Below are 19,533 nucleotides of genomic sequence, written 5' to 3'. Positions count from 1 at the left end.
GGCTTCTTGTTAGCGTTCATAGAAATAACTTAACTTATGATTAAAGTTAAAGTACGACTTATTGTGATAAACATTACTCTAAAGTAATTTTGCTCCATGACTCATATAGTTTAACTGCGGAAGAAAAATCGCTGTCTGCTTCAGATAAATCACTGGCACTTTGAATTAAACTTTGAGCCAGTCCAATCACAGGTGCGGATAGTTTTGCTTCGCGGACTAAATCAACGGCAATGCCCGTATCTTTTGCTAATAGGGGGAGTGCAAAAGTAAGCGGGAAGCTGCGGTTGAGAATGCGCTGGGGCAAAACAGTTTCAGTGACGCCACTTTTACCACTCGATGCATTAATGCAATCCAATGCTTCGTTTAAGTTTACGCCATGAGCCTTTAGTGTGGTAAACCCTTCGGCAACAGCACAGAGGTTCACAGCCAAAAGCATATTGTTTACGGCTTTAACTGCAAAACCAGCACCCGATTCGCCCACGTGTTTAATCAGTTTACCAAACGCTTGAATCGCTGGTAGTGCGCGTTCAAAAGCTGCGGCATCACCACCGATCATAACCGTAAGGGTTGCATTATCAGCGCCAATGGTTTGACCACTCACAGGTGCATCTAAAAAGTCGACACCTTGCTGTTTAAGCAGTTCAGCTACTTTTTTTGCAGAAGAAGGTACACCGCTGGTGCAATCGACCCAAATACTGCCTGCTTTAAGCTCAACTTGTGCAAGTAAGTCTTCAATATCTTGACTGGTTGGAAGGCAAGAGAAGATTACATCGGCCTGAACTGCTTGCGCAAGTTCGACCGCCTGCGTGCCATAGGCTTCCGCATGTTGTTTTGCTTTATCAAAATTGCGATTCCATACCCACACGTGCTCAAAGTGTTTAGGTAAGTGTGATGCCATGCGATAACCCATGGCGCCTAGACCGATAAATGCAACTGACTGAATCATCTCAAACCTTAGTATTTAAATTTTACTTGAACGTTCACTTAACCACTGAGCCAGTTGTGGCCAAAACTCATCGGCACTACGCTTACTCGACATCAGTCCTAAATGTCCCCCTGGGATAAGAGTAAACGTGACATCGGTACTACTTGTCAATTGGGTTAATGGCTGAGCTGCCTCTGCTGTAACAAGTTGGTCTGTTGTCCCTGCAGCTACAAGCAATGAGCACTGTATATTTTTTAAAGCTATGCTTTTCTCATTTAATGTGATTAGTCCAGTTTTGAGTGGATTACGCAGCCAAACATTAAAAAGCATGTCTTGGTTAATGCCGCCGGGATAATCAATCATACGATTGAGAAAACCGCCGATGGTGGCATGCTCATACAAGGTTTCATGGTCATCTAAATTAAGTAGCAGATTCTTATGACTTTGAAACCAGCCGATAGGATCAATGATTTTAAAACCAAAAGTATTTAACCCTCCAGAGGTATGAAGCAGACGCTTCGGTATTTTGCCCTGATAAATTTGTTGTTGTATTGCTTTGCTTTTTGAAATGATTCGATTGAGATATGCAAAGAACTGTCCATTTCGCCCAGATTTATAACTGTCAATTGGGCTCCCTAAAACCATTAAATTTTTCACAAAATTGGGTTGATGTAGGGCGGTATACAAGGTCACGAAAATGCCAGCCATACTCCAACCATGCAGAGAAATTTGCTCGCTATCACTATGTTTTAAAATGCTTTGTATACAGAGTGGAATATAATGATCAATAAACGTCAGAAAGTTAAAATGACGGTTATGAATATTTAATTTCCCCCAATCAATCACATATACGGCAAAGCCTTGCTGTTGGAAGTACTTCACCAGTGAGCGATAAGGGTAAAGGTCGTAAATAGACATATTGATGGCTAGCGGGACCACAAAAACCAAGGGTTCTTTATACTTACGCACTTCAGGTGCGTAATAGCGAATTTGGGTCAGATCAAATGTTTCAATCACTTCATAAGGTGTGCTTTGTGACAAAATGAGTGACTTTCCATTAAAAATGCGCGTAGAAAGATTCTTTAATTTATTTTGATGTGTTGAAATTTTAGTTTTTAAAGAGTGCATATAGGTCTTAGATCTCAAATAAGCAGAAAGTTTGATCGAAGTCTAATCAATATTCGCGTATTTTACCTTGACCTTAAATAGCCTAGACGCTCAAAATGTTGGCAATTCTTTACAAAGGCAGTCTGTCGACTGAACCAGAGCCATGAGCCTACAAGACGAATTTGAATACCAATTAGATACCTTAGCCATTCGTACTGGGCATACGCGTAGTTTCGAGGGAGAACATGGCGAACCTATCTTTCTAACTTCATCATTTGTCTATGAAAATGCAGCAGAGGCCGCAGCAAAATTTTCAGGTCAAGAGCCAGGGAACATCTACTCGCGTTTTACCAACCCAACTGTTGCAATGTTTGAAAAACGCCTTGCAGCTTTAGAAGGTGCAGAACGTGCAGTGGCAACCAGTTCGGGTATGGCTGCAATTATGGCCGTGGCAATGTCATTTTTAAAACTGGGCGATCATGTGATTTGTTCTCGTGCGGTATTTGGTTCGACCGTGTCTTTGTTTGAAAAATATGTGGCTAAGTTTGGTGTAACTGTCGACTTTGTCGATTTAACAGATTTAGATGCATGGAAAAATGCCGTTAAGCCTGAAACTAAATTACTCTTTGTTGAGTCTCCGTCGAATCCTTTGGCTGAAGTGGCAGACGTTCAAGCACTTGCTGATATCGCACATGCCAATGGCGCACTTTTAGCGATTGATAATAGTTTTTGTACACCCGTTTTGCAGCGTCCAATTGAGTTTGGTGCGGACTTGGTGATTTATTCAGCGACGAAGTATTTGGACGGTCAAGGTCGTGCTCTTGGTGGTGCAGTAGTGGGTAGTTATAAACTACTCGAAGAAGTGTTTGGTTATGTGCGTACTACAGGGCCTTCAATGAGTCCTTTTAATGCATGGGTATTTTTAAAAGGCTTAGAGACTTTACGTTTACGTATGCGTGAGCACTCAGCAAGTGCGCAAAAGCTGGCAGAATTCTTAAATACACACCCGAAAGTCGAAAAAGTGTATTACGCAGGTTTACCAGAGCATATTGGGCATGAACTTGCAGCGAAGCAACAAACAGGCTTTGGTGGGATCGTTTCTTTTGAAGTGAAAGGCGAGCGCGAAGGGGCATGGACTGTTATTGACAATACTCAGTTTATTTCAATTACAGGCAACTTGGGCGATGCCAAATCGACCATTACCCATCCTGCAACGACTACCCATGGCAAACTTTCACCAGAAGCGAAACAAGCCGCAGGAATTCGTGAAGGTTTAATTCGTGTTTCTGTTGGTTTAGAAGATATTGATGATATTATTCGCGATATCACACGTGGTTTAGACTTAATCTAATTTTTTAATTTTATGTTCGGAGATTTTAATGAACATTAATATGTTAATGCAGCAAGCTCAACGCATGCAAAAAGACATGGAAAGCAACATTAAAAAAGCTAAAGAAGAGCTTGCGCAAACTGAAGTGCATGCTGAAGCTGGTGGTGGTTTGGTTAAAGTGACGATGACTTGCCGTAATGTGGTAAAACGTATCGAAATCAATCCTGAATTATTGCAAGATGATGCAGATATGATTGAAGACTTAATTGCTGCGGCAATGAATGATGCTGCACGTCAAGCCGAAGTAATCACTGAAGAGCGTATGAAAGCTGCGAACTCAGGTGCAGGCTTACCACCGGGTCTAGCTGGTTTATTCTAATTAAGGAATACGTATAGTGTTTAGCGATCGTTTTGATCAATTGGTACAAGCTTTACGTATTTTGCCAAGTGTTGGGCCGAAATCGGCTCAGCGCATGGCGCTTCATCTGATTATGAAAAATCGTGAAGGGGCTGTGGGTCTTGCACATGCTTTGAACGAAGCCACCAGCTATATTCACGAATGCAGTTTGTGTCACTCACTGACTGAAAACGAAGTTTGTGATATTTGCATCTCGCATGAACGTGACGATCAACTACTTTGTGTGGTTGAGTCTCCAGCAGATGTGATGGCGATTGAGCAAAGTGGCAGTTTCCGTGGTAAGTATCATGTATTGGGTGGGCATTTATCCCCACTTGATGGTGTTGGGCCTGAAGAGATCGGCATTCCTTATCTAATCCAGCGTTTAGGCGACGGTAAAGTAACAGAAGTGATTTTGGCGACCAATGCAACGGTAGAAGGTCAGGCCACAGCGCATTATTTGGTTGAGGCAACGAAACATTTACCGATCCAAATGACGCGTATTGCACAAGGCGTACCACAGGGTGGTGAACTTGAATATGTCGATAGCCATACCTTAAGCCAAGCTGTACATAATAGAATGCGAATGAAATAAGTATTTCGATACTTGTTTCATTTTTTAGTTGAGCTACAAGATTGAAATCTTGAGTAAGATAAAAAAAAATATTAATTTGAATCTAGTTGTATAAAAAAATCACAAAAAACGGCAAATAATTAAAAAACCCTTAGAAATCTTGATAGCTAAATGATCTTATTCAGGTAAGATAGCCCAAAGAGCATCTAGCATTAGACGCAGTAGGATATGTTTCAGTTTATTCAGCAGCAACAAGACTTAACACCAGTCTTAGAAAAAATGGATCGTAACGAAGTCTATGGACTCGATACAGAATTCATCAAAGTCGATACCTTATGGCCGAAGTTAGGCGTATTTCAAATCAATGTCGAAAACAATGTCTATTTACTCGATGGTACGACACTCGATTTAACTGAATTTTGGAATAAACTTTTTCGCGCACAACAAAATGTCTTTCATGCCTGTAGTGAAGATATCGATCTGATTTATCACTATGCACAGCATAAAACCTTAAACAATGTATTTGATACCCAAGTGGGCATGTCTTTCTTAGGACATGGCTTACAAGTGAGCTATCAAAATGCATTGAAACAAATGCTGGATGTCGATATCGACAAAGGGGAAACGCGCTCAAACTGGTTGGCACGTCCATTAAGCCCTGCACAATTGAGCTATGCGGCAAACGATGTGCTGTACTTAATGAATCTCTCAAAAAAAGTTAAACAAGAACTAGATTCAAAGTCACTCCTAAACTTTGCTCTTGAAGACTGTCAGCATCTGACGCAAGAAATCGCGACAGAAACGCCTTTGCATTTGCTCTATCAAGATATTGGTAACTATCGACATTCACGTCGTCAGTTAATGCAGTTACAGCAGTTGGCAGTGTGGCGTGAACAGATGGTAAAAGCGCTTAATACGCCACGTAGTTTCATTTTGAAAAACTCAAGCATGATTGATTTGGTTGAGAAAAATCCAAAAAATGCTTTTCAGTTATCGGGTGTAAAAGACATACGTCAAAACGTTGTCCGCGAGCACGGCAAAACCATTTTAGATTTGGTGAAGTTCTTGCCTGAGCAAGCGGATTGGCCGCTACGCATGGCACGTCCGATCCGTCATTCTTCAAAAGATGTGGGAGAGAAGATTGATCACTTAATTCAAAATGTGGTCAATGAAACCAGCATTCCTAAAGAAGTGTTAATGCGCAAAAAGTGGATGAACGCACTGCATCAACATGTGGTTTTTCATAATGATGAGCAAGACTTGCCTGATTATTTATTAGGTTGGCGCTATGATTTGCTAACTCAACCTTTAATTCAACTCCTACGCCGTGATGAAAGCTATCTTTCAACGCAAATGAAAGTCATGGATTAAGAATTAGTCAATTGGTCTGAAGTTTGAATATTTATACAAAATCACGACTGATGCGTTAATTATGACTAATGTCAGCTGCTTTTATTTGATGTATCCTGTGGCTTGAGTTATTTGAGTGCTGTTTTAGATATGCAATGTTCTATTTATAAATCAAGTAAAAAAGATGAAATGTATCTTTATATTGCTTGTCCAACTGAAGCCGATCAAGCCGCTGAAGATTTTAGCCCATTGAATGTTTTACCTGAAGCTGTTCGTGTTGCATTTGGTCGAGCGACTTTTGTGATGTCATTAGAGCTGAGTGAAGCGCGTAAATTGGCCCGTGTAAATGTATTGCATGTCATGGATTCGATTCAAACTCAAGGCTTCTTCCTACAAATGCCGCCAGAGGGATTAATCAATCCGAACGCTACGGCACCAGAAGGCCTTCGTGGCGCATAAAGCATAATTCAGGAGTTGCACCGTGGATAGTTTTCTTTCAATGCTCGATTCAATTCCTGAAGACAGTATTGCTGTCACAGTTTACCTTTTGGGCAGTTTGCTAATTTTGTGGTGTTGGTATTCCATTGCCACACGCCTGCCGAAGCTGTTGGGCGGCATCACATGGATGATGATCTTTGCCATTTTATTGACGCCAACGGTTTCCGAAGGTCCAAACTCATCGATTGCACCCGCTATTTTTGGCTTGCTTTTCGGTGTGTTAACGAAAGAATCAGCACTCATTTGGTCAAATTTGTCACTGATTCTCTTTGTCATGGGTGTGGGGCTTGTGATCGGTTTCTTTTGGTCAAAATATGTGGCTAATAAAACCAAAGCAGTTGTTAGTAACAATCATTCACCGTTGTAATTAATAAAAATAAGGTTTAATCATGTCTGTTGAAACACAACAATTTACGGGTACAGATCAGTACATCGCTACCGATAGTTTAAAACTTGCTGTAAAAGCTGCACGTAGCTTACAAAAGCCTTTATTGGTCAAAGGTGAGCCGGGTACGGGAAAAACTTTACTGGCTGAACAAGTGGCTGAGAGCTTAGGCTTAAAATTATTGACTTGGCACATCAAGTCAACCACAAAAGCCCAGCAAGGTTTATATGAGTATGATGCGGTTTCACGTCTACGTGACAGCCAACTGGGTGACGACCGTGTTTATGACATTAAAAACTATATTAAACCGGGTAAATTGTGGGAAGCGTTCACCAGTGAAGAACGTTGTGTTTTATTGATTGATGAAATTGATAAGGCGGACATTGAGTTTCCAAATGACTTGTTGCATGAATTGGATAAGATGTCTTTCTATGTCTATGAGACGGGCGAAACCATTACTGCATCACAACGTCCTATTGTGATTATTACTTCAAATAATGAAAAAGAACTTCCAGATGCATTCTTGCGTCGTTGTTTCTTCCATTATATTGAATTTCCAGATGATGCAACCATGCGTGAAATTATTGATGTTCATTTTCCGCAAATTTCAACGGCATTGGTCAATGAGGCATTACAAGTTTTCTTCAAGCTACGCCAAGTTCCGGGCCTGAAAAAACCACCTTCTACCTCGGAGTTGATCGACTGGTTAAGTCTGTTGATGGCAGATGACATGCCAGAAGATGTGCTGCGCAATCATGATAAGTCTAAAGCGATTCCGCCTTTGTATGGTGCGCTGATTAAAAATGAACAAGATGTGCAGTTGCTTGAACGCTTAGCCTTTATGTCGCGTCGCTAAAGGAGAAACACGCATGTTTGTGCGCTTGTTTTATACCTTACGAAAGTACGGTGTTCCCGTTTCGACACGTGAACTGATTGATTTGAATGAAGCCGTCGCTTCAGGTTTAGTCTTTGCCGATCAAGAAGAATTTTATCAACTCGCTAAAACCGTTATGGTAAAAGACGAGCGCTTCTTTGATAAATTTGACCGAGGTATGAAAGACTATTTTGATGGGATTTCGACCTTTGACCTAGACGATTTACTGAATCAAGTTCAAAAACTGCCGAAAGATTGGTTTGATCTGGAGCTTTTAGAAAAGCATCTAACTCCTGAGCAGCGTGAAGAGTTAAAGAAAGCAGGTTCATTAGAAGAACTCATGAAAATGCTGGAAGAACGCTTGCGTGAACAGCATAAGAAACATCAGGGTGGTAACAAGATGATTGGCACTGGAGGAACCTCTCCTTTTGGTGCTTATGGTGATCATCCTGAAGGGGTGCGTATTGGTGGGCCGGGACGTAAACGTTCTGCTGTAAAAGTTTGGGAACAACGTAAATATCAGAATTTGGATGATGATCAAATTCTCGGAACGCGCCAAATGCAGATGGCATTGCGTCGTTTACGTAAGTTTGCTAGACAAGGTGCTGCTGAAGAGTTAGACATCGACGGTACAATTCGTGAAACCGCGAAGCAAGGCATACTCGATGTGCAGCTCGTGCCTGAGCGTCGTAATCGTATTAAGGTGCTGATGTTGTTTGATGTGGGTGGATCGATGGATTCACACATTGCGCAATGCGAAAAACTGTTTAGTGCGGCAAAAACTGAGTTTAAAACCTTAGAATATTTCTATTTCCATAACTGTTTATATGACTATGTTTGGAAAGACAATGTGCGTCGCTCAAGTACCCGTATAAATACATGGGACTTGTTCAATACCTACGGACGCGACTATCGTGTAATTGTGGTTGGAGATGCCTCTATGGCACCTTATGAACTCAATTCTGTGGGTGGTTCAGTTGAATATATGAATGATGAAGCAGGCAATGTCTGGCTACAGCGTTTACGCAATCATTTTGAAAAAACAGCATGGTTGAACCCAGAAGAAGATCGTTATTGGCATTACACCCATACGATTGGTTTGATTAAGCAGATTTTTGAAGACCATATGTACCCAATGACCCTCAAAGGCGTTGAGGATATGACCAAGTATTTAGCACGATAACGCTGGAAAGAAAGCACATTTTAAGAATAAGGATCATAAAAAATGGATCATCAAATTAATGGTATTGCTTTGCCTAATGAAGCGGGCTTTTTTGGGAACTATGGTGGTCAGTTTATCCCACCCCACTTAAAAGAGGCAATGGATGACATTAAAGTCGCTTACGAGCAAATTCGTGCAACAGAAGAGTTTCAAACTGAACTTGCTGAATTGTTTGCGCACTATGTTGGTCGTCCAAGTCCTTTGTTTTATGCAAAACGGTTATCTGAACAGTTGGGTGGGGCACAGATCTATCTAAAACGTGAAGACTTAAACCATACAGGCGCACATAAAATTAATCACTGTTTGGGTGAAGCGTTGCTTGCAAAATATATGGGTAAAACCAAAGTTATTGCAGAAACAGGTGCAGGCCAACACGGCGTGGCATTAGCAACAGCCTGTGCTTTGGTCGGGATTCCGTGTGAAATTCATATGGGGCAGGTGGATATTGAAAAAGAACATCCCAATGTCGTCAAAATGAAAATCCTTGGAGCAAAACTCATTTCAGTGACACGTGGTACTGCAACGCTCAAAGATGCTGTGGACAGTGCCTTTGAAGAGTATTTAAAAGATCCAACCAATTATATCTATGCTATTGGTTCGGTTGTTGGGCCACACCCATTTCCAATGATGGTCCGTGACTTTCAGTCGATTATTGGTAAAGAAATTAAAGCACAAACCCATGAGCGCTTTGGTGCGAACCCAGATTATGTGGTTGCATGTGTGGGTGGTGGTTCAAATGCTATGGGTGCTTTCACCGCATTTTTAAACGATGCAGATGTGAAACTAATTGGTGTCGAACCAGCAGGTCATGGTCTAGATACCGACATGCACTCGGCAACGTTAACCTTAGGTAAACCAAGTCAAATTCATGGTATGGCGTGTTATGTACTTGAAAATGATCAAGGTGAACCGTTACCAGTACACTCGATTGCTTCAGGTCTAGACTACCCTGGCGTCGGGCCACAGCACAGTCTGCTGAAAGACTTGGGTCGTGTCGAATATACCACTGCGACTGATCAAGAGTGTTTGGATGCGTTTATGCGGTTGTCACGAGTTGAAGGGATTGTCCCTGCGCTTGAAAGTTCACATGCCGTGGCGTGGGTACTTCGCGAAGCTCCAAAGTTGGCCAAAGATATTAAAATTGTGGTGAATGTATCTGGTCGTGGCGATAAAGATGCAGATTATGTCGCTGCAAAATTAGGTCTGAATTAAGGTTCAAGTTTTTCATATTTACATATAAAAAAATCCCTGCTTAGTGCAGGGATTTTTATATGATTTCGGCTTTATATTTTTATCATTAGTAGCCAATGCTGAGTATACGTTCATGATTGAACACCTAAAAATTAAAACTTAACCTGAAATATACTGTTGTAGTTGCTCAATCAGTTTCTTTTGATCATCCATTGCCGCTTTCACCAAGTCACCAATAGAAATGAGTCCCAATAATTTATCTTGTTCAACCACGGGCAAGTGACGAAGGTGGCGGTCTGTCATCAGGTCTAAACATTCTTCAACCGTAACTGCTGTTGTGACCGTCAGTACTTTTGCTGTCATAATTTCATTGACTGTGGTTTGCTTTGAAGTACGTTCCATCAACATGACTTTGCGCATATAGTCACGTTCGGACAATATACCTACAACGCGTTCTTCGTGTGTGACCACAAGTGCACCAATGCCTTTATCTGCCATAAGTGAAATTGCTTCAAGAACCGTGGCTTCAGGGCTGATGGTGTAGATTGCTTGATGTGCTTTATCTTTTAATACTTGAGCAACATTGGTCATAGGGCATATCCTCAGTTGTGGTTATTGTTTTATATTTAAATTAGCGCGATTTAAAAAAAAAGCAAATACTTTACAGTCATAGCTCTCAATAAAATAATAAGTTAATTGAACTTTATTGTTCTCAATGAGCTTTAAACTGGCGCTAGAATACGGTCATTGAAGAAAAAGTGACGCATTTGAGACGTACTGAGCTTCATACGCTTTGTGCCATTACATAGCGCAGGGGTGACTTTTAAGCGTGACAGAGTAGGCAGTAATGCGCTTTGGAAATCCTGTGGCGTGATTTTTTTAGGAATATAGTTTGGCCAGTGCAATTGAGCATATTGGTGTGCGTGTAAGCCATTGAGCCAAAAAGGGAAAACATAGTCATCATGATCTGAGGTCATCGCCCAGCCTTGCTGTTCAGTGTTGTAAAGCCCCCAAAGAATACCGCAGTACATCATGCCTCTTAGAATGTTGATTTTTAAATATAAATGATTTGAAATCGGTTGTAGTTTCAAAATTTTGTACATAGCGTTATGTCAGTAAGGAATATGACGCTATTTTAAATAATTAAGATGAAAGTTCAGTTTAAGCTTTGCATAACTATGTAAATAAATATGTCATATCAAAATGTTAGGCTCAAAAAAAACGCCACCTAGGTGACGTTTTATTATGCTTTCATGGTGGCAAGCTGTTGCCAGTATTGTGCTTTCAGCGAGTCACGTTCTACGCGGAAACCTTGATAATAAAGTTCTGCCAAAAATAGTGCTGCTTTACCGTGACCAGCGCGTGCAACGCTTTCTAACTGTTGTACTGCTTCTACGAAGTTCATTTGTGATTGAATGGTGTTTACTGCATCCGCATACGCATGTTCTAAGTCATGATGAGAGATTTGTTGAATCATATTAAGCTCCTTATTCTAATTATGATCACTTAAAGGTAATTTTACCTTTAGATATAAATATCACGCTAATGTTAAATATTTATTACAAATTGATGGAATTGTCAAATATATTGTCGAGTATTCTTCATCTTATTTTGTTTACATGATTAAACAATGAACAATCAAAAGATTGAATATGATAATAAAACAGGAAACTGTATTTTATAAGGAGAATAACATGACAAATACATTAGACGGTTTTGATTTTGATATGCCTCCAACTGTTTCTCAAATTGTAGCGTTGGCGCAATATCACCGAACACTATTAGATGAAGCAGTTTTCCATCAAGAAATTCATCTTGGGGATTTTTGTTTGGCACAACGTAAACGAGTTTATGATTTCACACGTCAGCTTGATGAAAATCAACGGGTTGATTTTTATGAAACATACAATGGGGAGCTAAGACGTATTGCAGATGACGATCCTGCACACCCTGCAGATGCAGAAAATGGTGTTGGGGCTTTCGCCATTATGATTGCATTGGGGGTAATTGCCTTGGTGCTCTATTTTGCAGTTATTCGTAGCATTGTTGGTTAAACTTCTGCTTTACAAACAATCTGATTTGCTGAAATTATGTCCTCTTTAGCATTAATGGGGGCATTTTTCAGCATTTCAACTTGTGATTATGCAATTGGCTACTTACACTAGTTTCACTAGAGGTAGGTTATGCACATTGCGATCCAAAAAATTCTTAAATTAAAATCACAGATTACGCTTGTACAAATTTATAATGGTCTGATGGCATCGATCATTATGCTTATTGTCATTTTATCGAGTATTGCTTTATCTCGAACCATTTCTCCAAGCCAATTTGAAAATGTAAGTCGCTTATCTCATCAAGCGACTTTCCCAGAAACACAAGAGATGGCTCAAGATCTGGTTTTGGAAAACCAGATTTCCTATATTGATTACTTTAGATTAATGCAGGCTCATCAGTTTGAGCAGAATCGGGCGAAGCAGCTTCCGGCATTGGCTCCGGAGGTTCAATAATCGCAGGAATTTGATCAGGATGCGGCATGCTTTGCTTAATATTCGGGTCAAGATTCAATTCTAAAATATGTCGAAGTTGCTCTTTATCTAAAGCATTACTGACAATCACAAGGGTAAGACTTTCAGGGTGAATGTGTTTACGTATTGCATTTTGGACATCTAAAGGCGTGATCGCAGCTAAACGTTTTGGGTAGTCGGCTAAATAATTCGCATCTTGTTGATAAAACCCTATAGAGCCCAGTTGTGCGTTGATGTTTGCATTGCTGCTATAGCTGTTAGGTAGGCTGCGTAACATACCGGCTTTAGTTTCTTCTAACTGCTGTGCATCAATTGGTTGATGGACAAAGTCAACTAGGGCTTTATGCGCCACTTGTATGCTGTCCATGAGCTGATCTTGCTGGGTTGAATAACTTAGACTAAAACTTCCAGCCGCTTGGCTAAATGTAAAAGCACTGTTTGCTCCATAGGTGTATCCACGCTTAACGCGTAGTTCTTTCATTAAAATGGAGCTAAATCCACCCCCACCCAACATACGGTTAGCCAGTTCGAGTGCTAAACGATCCGGATCATCCCGCGTGGTTGATAGATGTCCCATGGTGACATGGGCTTGAGTTGAATTAAACAGAATGTGTTGAATATCAAAGTTGGGTTTATCTTGTGGTACAGCAAGTGGCTTTGCTGCTTCACCTTGTGGGAGGGCTGCACTTATTCGTTCAGCCAGTTTCTGTGCTTGTTTCACACTGAGTTGGCCTGTCAGTGCAATATTCATATTTTGACTAACAAGGAATTCGTCTCTGAATTTTTTTAAGTGCTGAGTCGTAATTTTTTTAATACTGCCATTGGTTCCTGTAATCGGTTCAGCATAAGGGTGCGAACCATAGAGTGCGCGATAAAAGCGAATACTCATCAATCGACTCGGACTTTCTTTCAACTGTTTCTGACCTACTTGGGTATTACTTACCATCAAACTAATACTGTTATTTTTAAAAGTAGAGTCTTTTAATACTTCAAGCATCGTACTTACCGCAGCATCTAGTTTTTTAGGGTCAGACAGAGAACGCAGTCGAACCACAAACATGTCACGGTGTACAGCTACGCTAAAACGAGCCCCGACTTGCTCAAAGGCATTCGCGATTTCAACTGCATCATGTTGCGTAGTGCCTTCATCGATGAGTTGTGCTGCCATATTGGCAACACCATATAGGCCTTTTTCTACTTCTACATCTCGTGCAGAGCCTGCATTAAAGGTAAGTTGAATATCCACCATAGGTAAGGCGGGTGACTCAACAAATAGACTTCGAACTTTGTATTTGTTCTTAAGTTCGTGTACATGTGGTGCTGTATGAAGGTCGCTGGTTTGAACCTGTTTTAAGCTTTGTAGAGAAGCAATAGACTGTAATGTACGTGGGTCATCATTGCTAATACTACTTGTACTTACATCTGCAATTACATTGGTAGTGCAAAAGGTAGACATGGTAATAAATAACAGGTGAAAGATGGTCTTTTGTTTTTTCATTATTTTGTGGCCTTCTTTTCTGGTTGAAGGTACAAGGTACTTAAGTTATCTCGTACAAAAGCGGTTTGGGCAACGTGCTGAATATCTTCAGGTGTAACCGCTTCAAAATGCTGTGGAAGCTGATCCATTAGCCGATAATTCAAGCCATTCACAGCTAAGTTTCCAATCATCTTTGCTTGCCCGATAATGTCATCTTGACCATAAATTAAGTTTGCAACAAAGCGTGTGCTAATCCGTTCAAGCTCTTGTGGTTGAACAAGTTCTGTTTTGAGTCGCTCAATTTCATATTCAATGGCTTTTTGTAGCTCAGGAAGTTCCACGCCAGTGACTGGAAGTGCGGAGATACTAAATAGACTGTCTCCACGGTTATAAGGGTCATAACTGACACTCAGTGCGGTCGCTAATTTTTTGTCGCGTACAAGGCGCTGTTGTAATCGAGAGCTGATCCCGCTATCTAATAAGCTTCGAATAAGTGTGAGCGCGTAAATATCTTCTGGATTGGCTGTTGTTGCAAGCGATTTCACATTCCAAGCCATATATAAATTTGGCACTTCAACATTGGTATTTTGTTCCATGTGACGGTAACCAATGTTCTCAAACTCAGTCACATCATTGCGTACAGGTGTTGGATGACTTTTGATGTCGCCAAAGTATTTTTGAACTTGTCTGAGGGCGGATTCTGCATTGACATCACCCACAATCACCAAGATCGCATTGTTTGGGCTATACCATTTTTGATACCACTGCTTCACGTCATCTAGACTTATGTTTTGCAAGTGTTTCATGTGCCCAATGACGGGTTGACGATAGTGACTTGTGGGATACGAAATCCATTTGAAGCGTTCGAAAGCAAGTGAGCGTGGGTTGTCGTCGGTACGCAGGCGTCGCTCCTCCATCACCACTTTAATTTCAGGGTCAAAGTCTTGTTTCCGTAGCAAGAGATTACGCATACGATCTGCTTCAAGCTCTAGAGTCATCGGGAAGTAGGTTTTAGGATAAAGCTGATAGTAATTGGTGTAATTGGTAAATGTTGCGGCATTTACTGTACCACCATAGATTCGACTTAAGCGACTGAATTCGTCATTGGGAACTTTGGATGTGCCTTTAAACATCATATGTTCCAGTACATGCGAAATACCCGTTATATTTCCAGACTCATCAGTGCTACCGACTTTGTACCAAATTTGGGTCATGACCATTGGGGAGCGGTGATCTTCACGGATAATCACCTGCAAGCCATTGCTTAAAGTAGTTTCAAAACTACTGCGGGTAAGTTCACTGCGTATTTGTGCATGAGTAGTTATAGGTAAACAAAGTAGAGTTAAACCCAGTGCAACTAAACTTTTTTTATAAGAATGCGTGACTAATAAGTGATGCATATAAAATTTGGGCTCAGGTTGAAGTGAAGTTAAAGCATTTCAATAAATAACCATTCTTAAGAAAAATGCGAAGTAGATCAAGCGCCAGAAGTATTGATTTGTTAAGTGTTTACATAAAGTATTGTTGCTAAGCGAAAGCCTATCTTTTATGGTAGAATCCGTCTTTTTAACGCAGTGCTTTTCAAGGATTCGGCATGCAACAGCAATCTAATGAGCAGAACAAATTTTTGATTGATGCTGATATCGGGGATGACGATGTCACATTACCAAGTTTACCTGTGGTCAATGTGCCAATCGTTGAAACAAAAGAGCAAACAGTTGTTAGTCCAGTTGTGGTTGCTGAAACAAGCGCAGAAGAAGCAGATGCATCTGTAAAAGGCGGTTTCTTTAGCCGCATGAAAGAAGGGTTAACCAAAACCCGTAAAAACCTTGCCGATGGTATGGTCAATATTTTGATCGGTGGTAAGGAAATTGATGACGAACTGCTTGAAGAAGTTGAAGAGCAGCTTTTAGTCGCAGACATCGGTGTTGATGCAACGAAAACCATTATTACCAACTTAACTGAACGTACTGCACGTGGCGATTTAATTTACTCGCACTCGCTCTATAAAGCACTTCAGGAAGAGTTGGTGGCATTACTTGCACCACGTGTGAAACCTTTACATATCGATCCGAACAAAACGCCTTATGTGATTTTGGTGGTGGGTGTAAACGGTGTGGGGAAAACCACAACCATTGGTAAATTGGCAAAACGTTTACAAGGTGAAGGCAAGAAAGTAATGCTTGCTGCGGGGGATACTTTCCGTGCGGCAGCGACTGAGCAGCTTCAAATTTGGGGTGAGCGTAATAATATTGCCGTAGTAGCCCAAGGCCATGGTGCTGATAGCGCTTCCGTAATTTTCGATGCGTTTGAAAGTGCGCGTGCGAAAGGTGTCGATGTTTTGATCGCAGATACCGCAGGTCGTTTACATAACAAAGGTCATCTTATGCAAGAGTTGACCAAAGTAAAACGTGTCATGCAAAAAATCGATGCGACTGCGCCACACGAAGTTATGTTGGTGGTCGATGCAGGAACAGGTCAAAATGCGATTAATCAAGTAGAAATGTTTGATGAGGCAGTTGGTTTGACAGGCCTGACGATTACCAAGCTCGATGGTACTGCGAAAGGTGGTGTACTATTTAATATTGCCAGTCGTACGCATGTTCCAATTCGCTTCATTGGTGTCGGTGAGAAAATTGACGACTTACGTCCTTTCTCTGCAAAATCCTTTGTTGCTGCTTTGTTCGAAACAGAGAAATAAGATTGAACAGCACAGTTTTAAAGTGTTAGATCAGTCACATAAACTCCGCTAAATGCGGAGTTTATTTTTTGATTCAATTTGTTTGTTTTAAAAACAAGCATTTAGAAATCACGTAATGAATATAAGTGATTCTCCTGAGATTACACTAGCACCTAATACAATAGGCATCACTGTACATTTTGGGGAACACGGTATGGCTTTATTACATAAAATTGGACAAGTTCTAACAACGGATTTAACCAAAGATTTAAAATTTAAAAAAAAATCACGAAGAAGACCTAAAACAAACCACATTTATCGATCAACTAAAAAAGCGACGTAGTATTTATGTTTTAGGGAAGCGTGTACATTTAAGTCAGGTGTATTTAGCTGAATTGATCCAAGAGGCTGTGCGAAGTTGTCCTTCGGCACATAATTCACAAAGTACTTGTATTGTGATTTTAATGGGCGATTCACATCATCACTTTTGGAATGTCGTAAAAGAAGTGCAGCGCAAGTTAGTCCCCGCGCATATTTTTGCTGGTGTAGAACTGAAGGTTGATCAATGCTCGGCAGGATTTGGTACAGTTCTATTCTATGAAGATCAGCAGATCATTCAAAAATTACAAAAGAAAATTCCTTTTGATGCGGCAGAATTTCCAGTTTGGTCAGAGCAAGTTTCAGGTATGGCCCAATATGCTGTATGGACTTGTTTAGCAGATGCAGGTTTGGGTGCGTCATTACAACATTATAACCCGAGTATTGATGCTGATATCTCCAAGGTTTTTGAGATTCCAAAACATTGGCTGTTACGTGCGCAATTGGTCTTTGGTTCGATAGAGGAAAAAGCCGCTGAAAAAGAACATTATAAAGATGAAGAGCGCTTTATGATCTATGCATAATGACACGGAATAATCTTTAGTGGTTTCTAGATCAAGTTTTGTAATGTTATGGCATATTGTTCTATTTTTAAGACACTATGTCGCTGAACTAAGCATGTTCAAATTCAAAATATTAGCTATGATGAATATGAATCTGCATATAACAAGATCGTGAGATCGCTGAGGAAAATAACATGTCATTTTTAGACCACATCAAACAACGTCGTACCATTTATGCTGTTGGTAAAAATGTACCATTAACACCAGAACAAATTGAATTTGTGATTAAAGAAGCGGTAAATCACAGTCCTTCTGCATTTAACTCACAGACTTCTCGTATTGTGACTTTGTTTGGTGAGTCGCATTTACAGTTCTGGAATATCGTACGTGAAACTTTACGTAAAATTGTTCCAGAAGCTGCTTTTGAAGGCACAAATACCAAAATTAATAGCTTTGCTGCGGGTTATGGCACGGTTTTATTTTACGAAGACCAAGACGTTGTAAAATCATTGCAGGAACAATTTGCGCTTTATGCAGATAATTTCCCAGTGTGGTCTGAACATTCTTCTGCAATTGCTCAATTTGCCGTATGGACTGCGTTATCTGAGCAAAATATTGGTGCGTCATTACAGCATTACAATCCAATCGTAGATGCTGAAATTGCAGAAATCTTCGATATCCCTGCGAATTGGAAACTTCGTGCACAACTTGTTTTTGGTTCGATTGAAGCGCCTGCGGGTGAAAAAACATTTATGGCTGAAGCGGATCGCTTTAAAACATTCAATTAATAACTGGTTTTTAAAATGAAAAAGAGCAGAATAGATCTGCTCTTTTTTTTGTTTAGTGATTTATCTTTAAAATATCAAAGCTTAGCACTATATATTGTAGTGCTGAGCTGGTTCTAAGCTCAGAAATTGTCATAAAATTGTCATTTATACACTGCATAGTGCAACTAAACTTTAATAAACCATCGATAGAGTGTAAAAATGACCTTACGCATAACCCTTGCAACAGCAGCATTGATGTTGAGTACTTCAGTATTTTCAGCAGTGACTATTACTGCCCCAGAGGAAATAAAAATTGAAGGCTTAAATGGGCAAGAGGTTAAGAGTCGTTTATTCAGTTCTGACAATAAATATAATATTGATGCAGGTGAGAATATTATCAGTGTTCGCTATACCCAGTTTTTTGAAGAGCATCCAGGTATTGGCTCACACGATATCGTTCGCTCAGGGATTGTGAATATTAAGACCCCAATTTTACAAGACCAACAGTCTTACCGTTTGGCACTGATCAGTCCTCCGCAAAACCATGATGATGCCAAGGCTTATGCTAAGCAGCCGATTTTTGGTCTCTACAATGCCAAGAATCAGTTACTGGTTGAGCAAAAGGGCAGTAAAACTCAAAATGCAGGCATTCTTCAAAATTTATTTAGCGACGCACCAACCGATTTAACTCAAAAAGCAACGATAGTGGTAGAGCCTGCACCGGTCTATACATCACAAGCTGTTGTGGCTAAAGCTGGGACAGGGAAACAAAAAGATCTACCAAGCCCTAGCAACGCTCAACAATTAATTAATACTTGGAAAAGTGCATCTAAAACTGAACGACAAGCGTTTATGGCTTGGCTGGCTGAACAAGCACAGTAGCTTTTACATAGTCTAAATAAAAACAGCATTAGCTGTTTTTATTATTTGGATAGCGCATTTATATAGTGAATAAGTCGACAATATTGTACATGGTTTAATCAAAATCAAGTGTTTTGATTTAAAAATAATCAATCAAATGGTTTTTTGGAGCTATTTGTATGAAATGACTTGCGCTGCAAATAAATCTGTATAGAATACGCAGCATACCAACGCAATGCAGTGAATAACTTGAAGCGAAGGCCTTGCTGATGACGAATCAGTAAGAAGATCATTAAGAGATTATGAAGAACAACTTGTGTGGATTTTTACTGATTGATCGATCGAAAATATTTCATTGATTGATGGTAAAAATTACTCGAAGTTTATTTGAGAAATATTTGTCAGAAAATTGATGAGCCAAGATTTGTAGCCATAAGCTACTAATGATTTTTAACTGAAGAGTTTGATCATGGCTCAGATTGAACGCTG

The 19,533-nt window shown here is 40.3% G+C and carries 21 protein-coding genes; 14 read left to right on the top strand and 7 right to left on the bottom strand.

Features of this window, described 5'->3' with window-relative positions; genetic code table 11:
• Positions 1-73 precede the first annotated feature (73 nt).
• Positions 74-946 carry an NAD(P)-dependent oxidoreductase gene (locus MF4640_RS04515; protein WP_078388833.1) on the bottom strand — a complete coding sequence of 291 codons (873 nt, stop codon included), beginning with the start codon at positions 944-946 and terminating at the stop codon, positions 74-76.
• 15 nt (positions 947-961) lie between these two features.
• Positions 962-2,053: an alpha/beta fold hydrolase gene (locus MF4640_RS04510; protein WP_078388832.1), complete on the bottom strand. Its 1,092-nt coding sequence runs from the start codon at positions 2,051-2,053 to the stop codon at positions 962-964.
• Between the two features lie 142 nt (positions 2,054-2,195).
• Between MF4640_RS04510 and MF4640_RS04505 the strand changes: the two genes are divergently transcribed.
• The 9 genes from MF4640_RS04505 (at position 2,196) to trpB (ending at position 9,874) form a co-directional block, all read left to right on the top strand.
• On the top strand, positions 2,196-3,383 hold the full coding sequence (locus MF4640_RS04505) for an O-succinylhomoserine sulfhydrylase (RefSeq protein ID WP_010326779.1): 1,188 nt from the start codon (positions 2,196-2,198) through the stop codon (positions 3,381-3,383).
• Between the two features lie 28 nt (positions 3,384-3,411).
• Positions 3,412-3,741 carry a YbaB/EbfC family nucleoid-associated protein gene (locus MF4640_RS04500; RefSeq protein WP_004697049.1) on the top strand — a complete coding sequence of 110 codons (330 nt, stop codon included), beginning with the start codon at positions 3,412-3,414 and terminating at the stop codon, positions 3,739-3,741.
• A gap of 16 nt (positions 3,742-3,757) precedes the next feature.
• Positions 3,758-4,354: a recombination mediator RecR gene (gene recR, locus MF4640_RS04495; RefSeq protein WP_005401228.1), complete on the top strand. Its 597-nt coding sequence runs from the start codon at positions 3,758-3,760 to the stop codon at positions 4,352-4,354.
• A 207-nt stretch (positions 4,355-4,561) separates the two neighbouring features.
• Positions 4,562-5,704, top strand: coding sequence for a ribonuclease D (locus MF4640_RS04490; protein WP_078388831.1), 1,143 nt, complete (start codon positions 4,562-4,564; stop codon positions 5,702-5,704).
• Between the two features lie 129 nt (positions 5,705-5,833).
• Positions 5,834-6,142 (top strand): YcgL domain-containing protein, encoded by a 309-nt coding sequence (locus tag MF4640_RS04485; RefSeq protein ID WP_078388830.1) that lies wholly within the window; start codon positions 5,834-5,836, stop codon positions 6,140-6,142.
• A gap of 22 nt (positions 6,143-6,164) precedes the next feature.
• Positions 6,165-6,548, top strand: a complete 384-nt coding sequence (locus tag MF4640_RS04480; protein WP_004697064.1) for a hypothetical protein — start codon at positions 6,165-6,167, stop codon at positions 6,546-6,548.
• Positions 6,549-6,570: 22 nt separating this feature from the next.
• A complete protein-coding gene (locus MF4640_RS04475) occupies positions 6,571-7,422 on the top strand; it encodes an AAA family ATPase (RefSeq protein WP_004697065.1) in 852 nt (283 codons plus the stop codon).
• Between the two features lie 13 nt (positions 7,423-7,435).
• Positions 7,436-8,623 (top strand): vWA domain-containing protein, encoded by a 1,188-nt coding sequence (locus MF4640_RS04470; RefSeq protein WP_078388829.1) that lies wholly within the window; start codon positions 7,436-7,438, stop codon positions 8,621-8,623.
• A 42-nt stretch (positions 8,624-8,665) separates the two neighbouring features.
• Entirely contained in the window at positions 8,666-9,874 is a 1,209-nt protein-coding gene (gene trpB, locus MF4640_RS04465; RefSeq protein ID WP_078388828.1) for a tryptophan synthase subunit beta, read from the top strand.
• A 138-nt stretch (positions 9,875-10,012) separates the two neighbouring features.
• On the opposite strand, the gene MF4640_RS04460 is transcribed toward trpB, so the two are convergent.
• The 3 genes from MF4640_RS04460 to MF4640_RS04450 all read right to left on the bottom strand — a co-directional run bounded on the left by MF4640_RS04460 (position 10,013) and on the right by MF4640_RS04450 (position 11,330).
• Positions 10,013-10,444, bottom strand: coding sequence for a CBS domain-containing protein (locus MF4640_RS04460; RefSeq protein WP_078388827.1), 432 nt, complete (start codon positions 10,442-10,444; stop codon positions 10,013-10,015).
• A 131-nt stretch (positions 10,445-10,575) separates the two neighbouring features.
• Entirely contained in the window at positions 10,576-10,956 is a 381-nt protein-coding gene (locus MF4640_RS04455; protein WP_078388826.1) for a DUF2750 domain-containing protein, read from the bottom strand.
• 140 nt (positions 10,957-11,096) lie between these two features.
• Entirely contained in the window at positions 11,097-11,330 is a 234-nt protein-coding gene (locus MF4640_RS04450) for a hypothetical protein (protein WP_004697075.1), read from the bottom strand.
• Positions 11,331-11,547: 217 nt separating this feature from the next.
• On the opposite strand from MF4640_RS04450, the gene MF4640_RS04445 reads away from it, so the two are divergent.
• Positions 11,548-11,907 (top strand): hypothetical protein, encoded by a 360-nt coding sequence (locus MF4640_RS04445; RefSeq protein WP_004984633.1) that lies wholly within the window; start codon positions 11,548-11,550, stop codon positions 11,905-11,907.
• A gap of 376 nt (positions 11,908-12,283) precedes the next feature.
• Here MF4640_RS04445 and MF4640_RS04435 read toward each other — a convergent pair whose 3' ends face one another.
• Both MF4640_RS04435 and MF4640_RS04430 read right to left on the bottom strand, forming a co-directional pair.
• Positions 12,284-13,876: a M16 family metallopeptidase gene (locus tag MF4640_RS04435; RefSeq protein ID WP_078388824.1), complete on the bottom strand. Its 1,593-nt coding sequence runs from the start codon at positions 13,874-13,876 to the stop codon at positions 12,284-12,286.
• Positions 13,876-15,255, bottom strand: coding sequence for a M16 family metallopeptidase (locus tag MF4640_RS04430; RefSeq protein WP_078388823.1), 1,380 nt, complete (start codon positions 15,253-15,255; stop codon positions 13,876-13,878). Before MF4640_RS04430 ends, MF4640_RS04435 begins: the two co-directional genes overlap by 1 nt.
• Positions 15,256-15,449: 194 nt before the next feature.
• Between MF4640_RS04430 and ftsY the strand changes: the two genes are divergently transcribed.
• The 4 genes from ftsY to MF4640_RS04410 all read left to right on the top strand — a co-directional run bounded on the left by ftsY (position 15,450) and on the right by MF4640_RS04410 (position 19,065).
• Positions 15,450-16,556: a signal recognition particle-docking protein FtsY gene (gene ftsY, locus MF4640_RS04425; protein ID WP_078388822.1), complete on the top strand. Its 1,107-nt coding sequence runs from the start codon at positions 15,450-15,452 to the stop codon at positions 16,554-16,556.
• Positions 16,557-16,915: 359 nt separating this feature from the next.
• A complete protein-coding gene (locus MF4640_RS04420) occupies positions 16,916-17,437 on the top strand; it encodes a nitroreductase family protein (RefSeq protein ID WP_413772689.1) in 522 nt (173 codons plus the stop codon).
• A gap of 173 nt (positions 17,438-17,610) precedes the next feature.
• Positions 17,611-18,204, top strand: a complete 594-nt coding sequence (locus MF4640_RS04415) for a nitroreductase family protein (protein ID WP_078388821.1) — start codon at positions 17,611-17,613, stop codon at positions 18,202-18,204.
• 198 nt (positions 18,205-18,402) lie between these two features.
• Positions 18,403-19,065, top strand: coding sequence for a DUF2057 family protein (locus MF4640_RS04410; protein ID WP_078388820.1), 663 nt, complete (start codon positions 18,403-18,405; stop codon positions 19,063-19,065).
• Positions 19,066-19,533 lie beyond the last annotated feature (468 nt).

The sequence above is a fragment of the Acinetobacter sp. MF4640 genome (assembly GCF_002018895.1).
Classification (GTDB): Bacteria; Pseudomonadota; Gammaproteobacteria; order Pseudomonadales; family Moraxellaceae; genus Acinetobacter; species Acinetobacter johnsonii.
The sequence above is the reverse complement of the archived record's forward strand: the minus strand, read 5'-3'. Positions and strand labels throughout refer to the sequence as shown.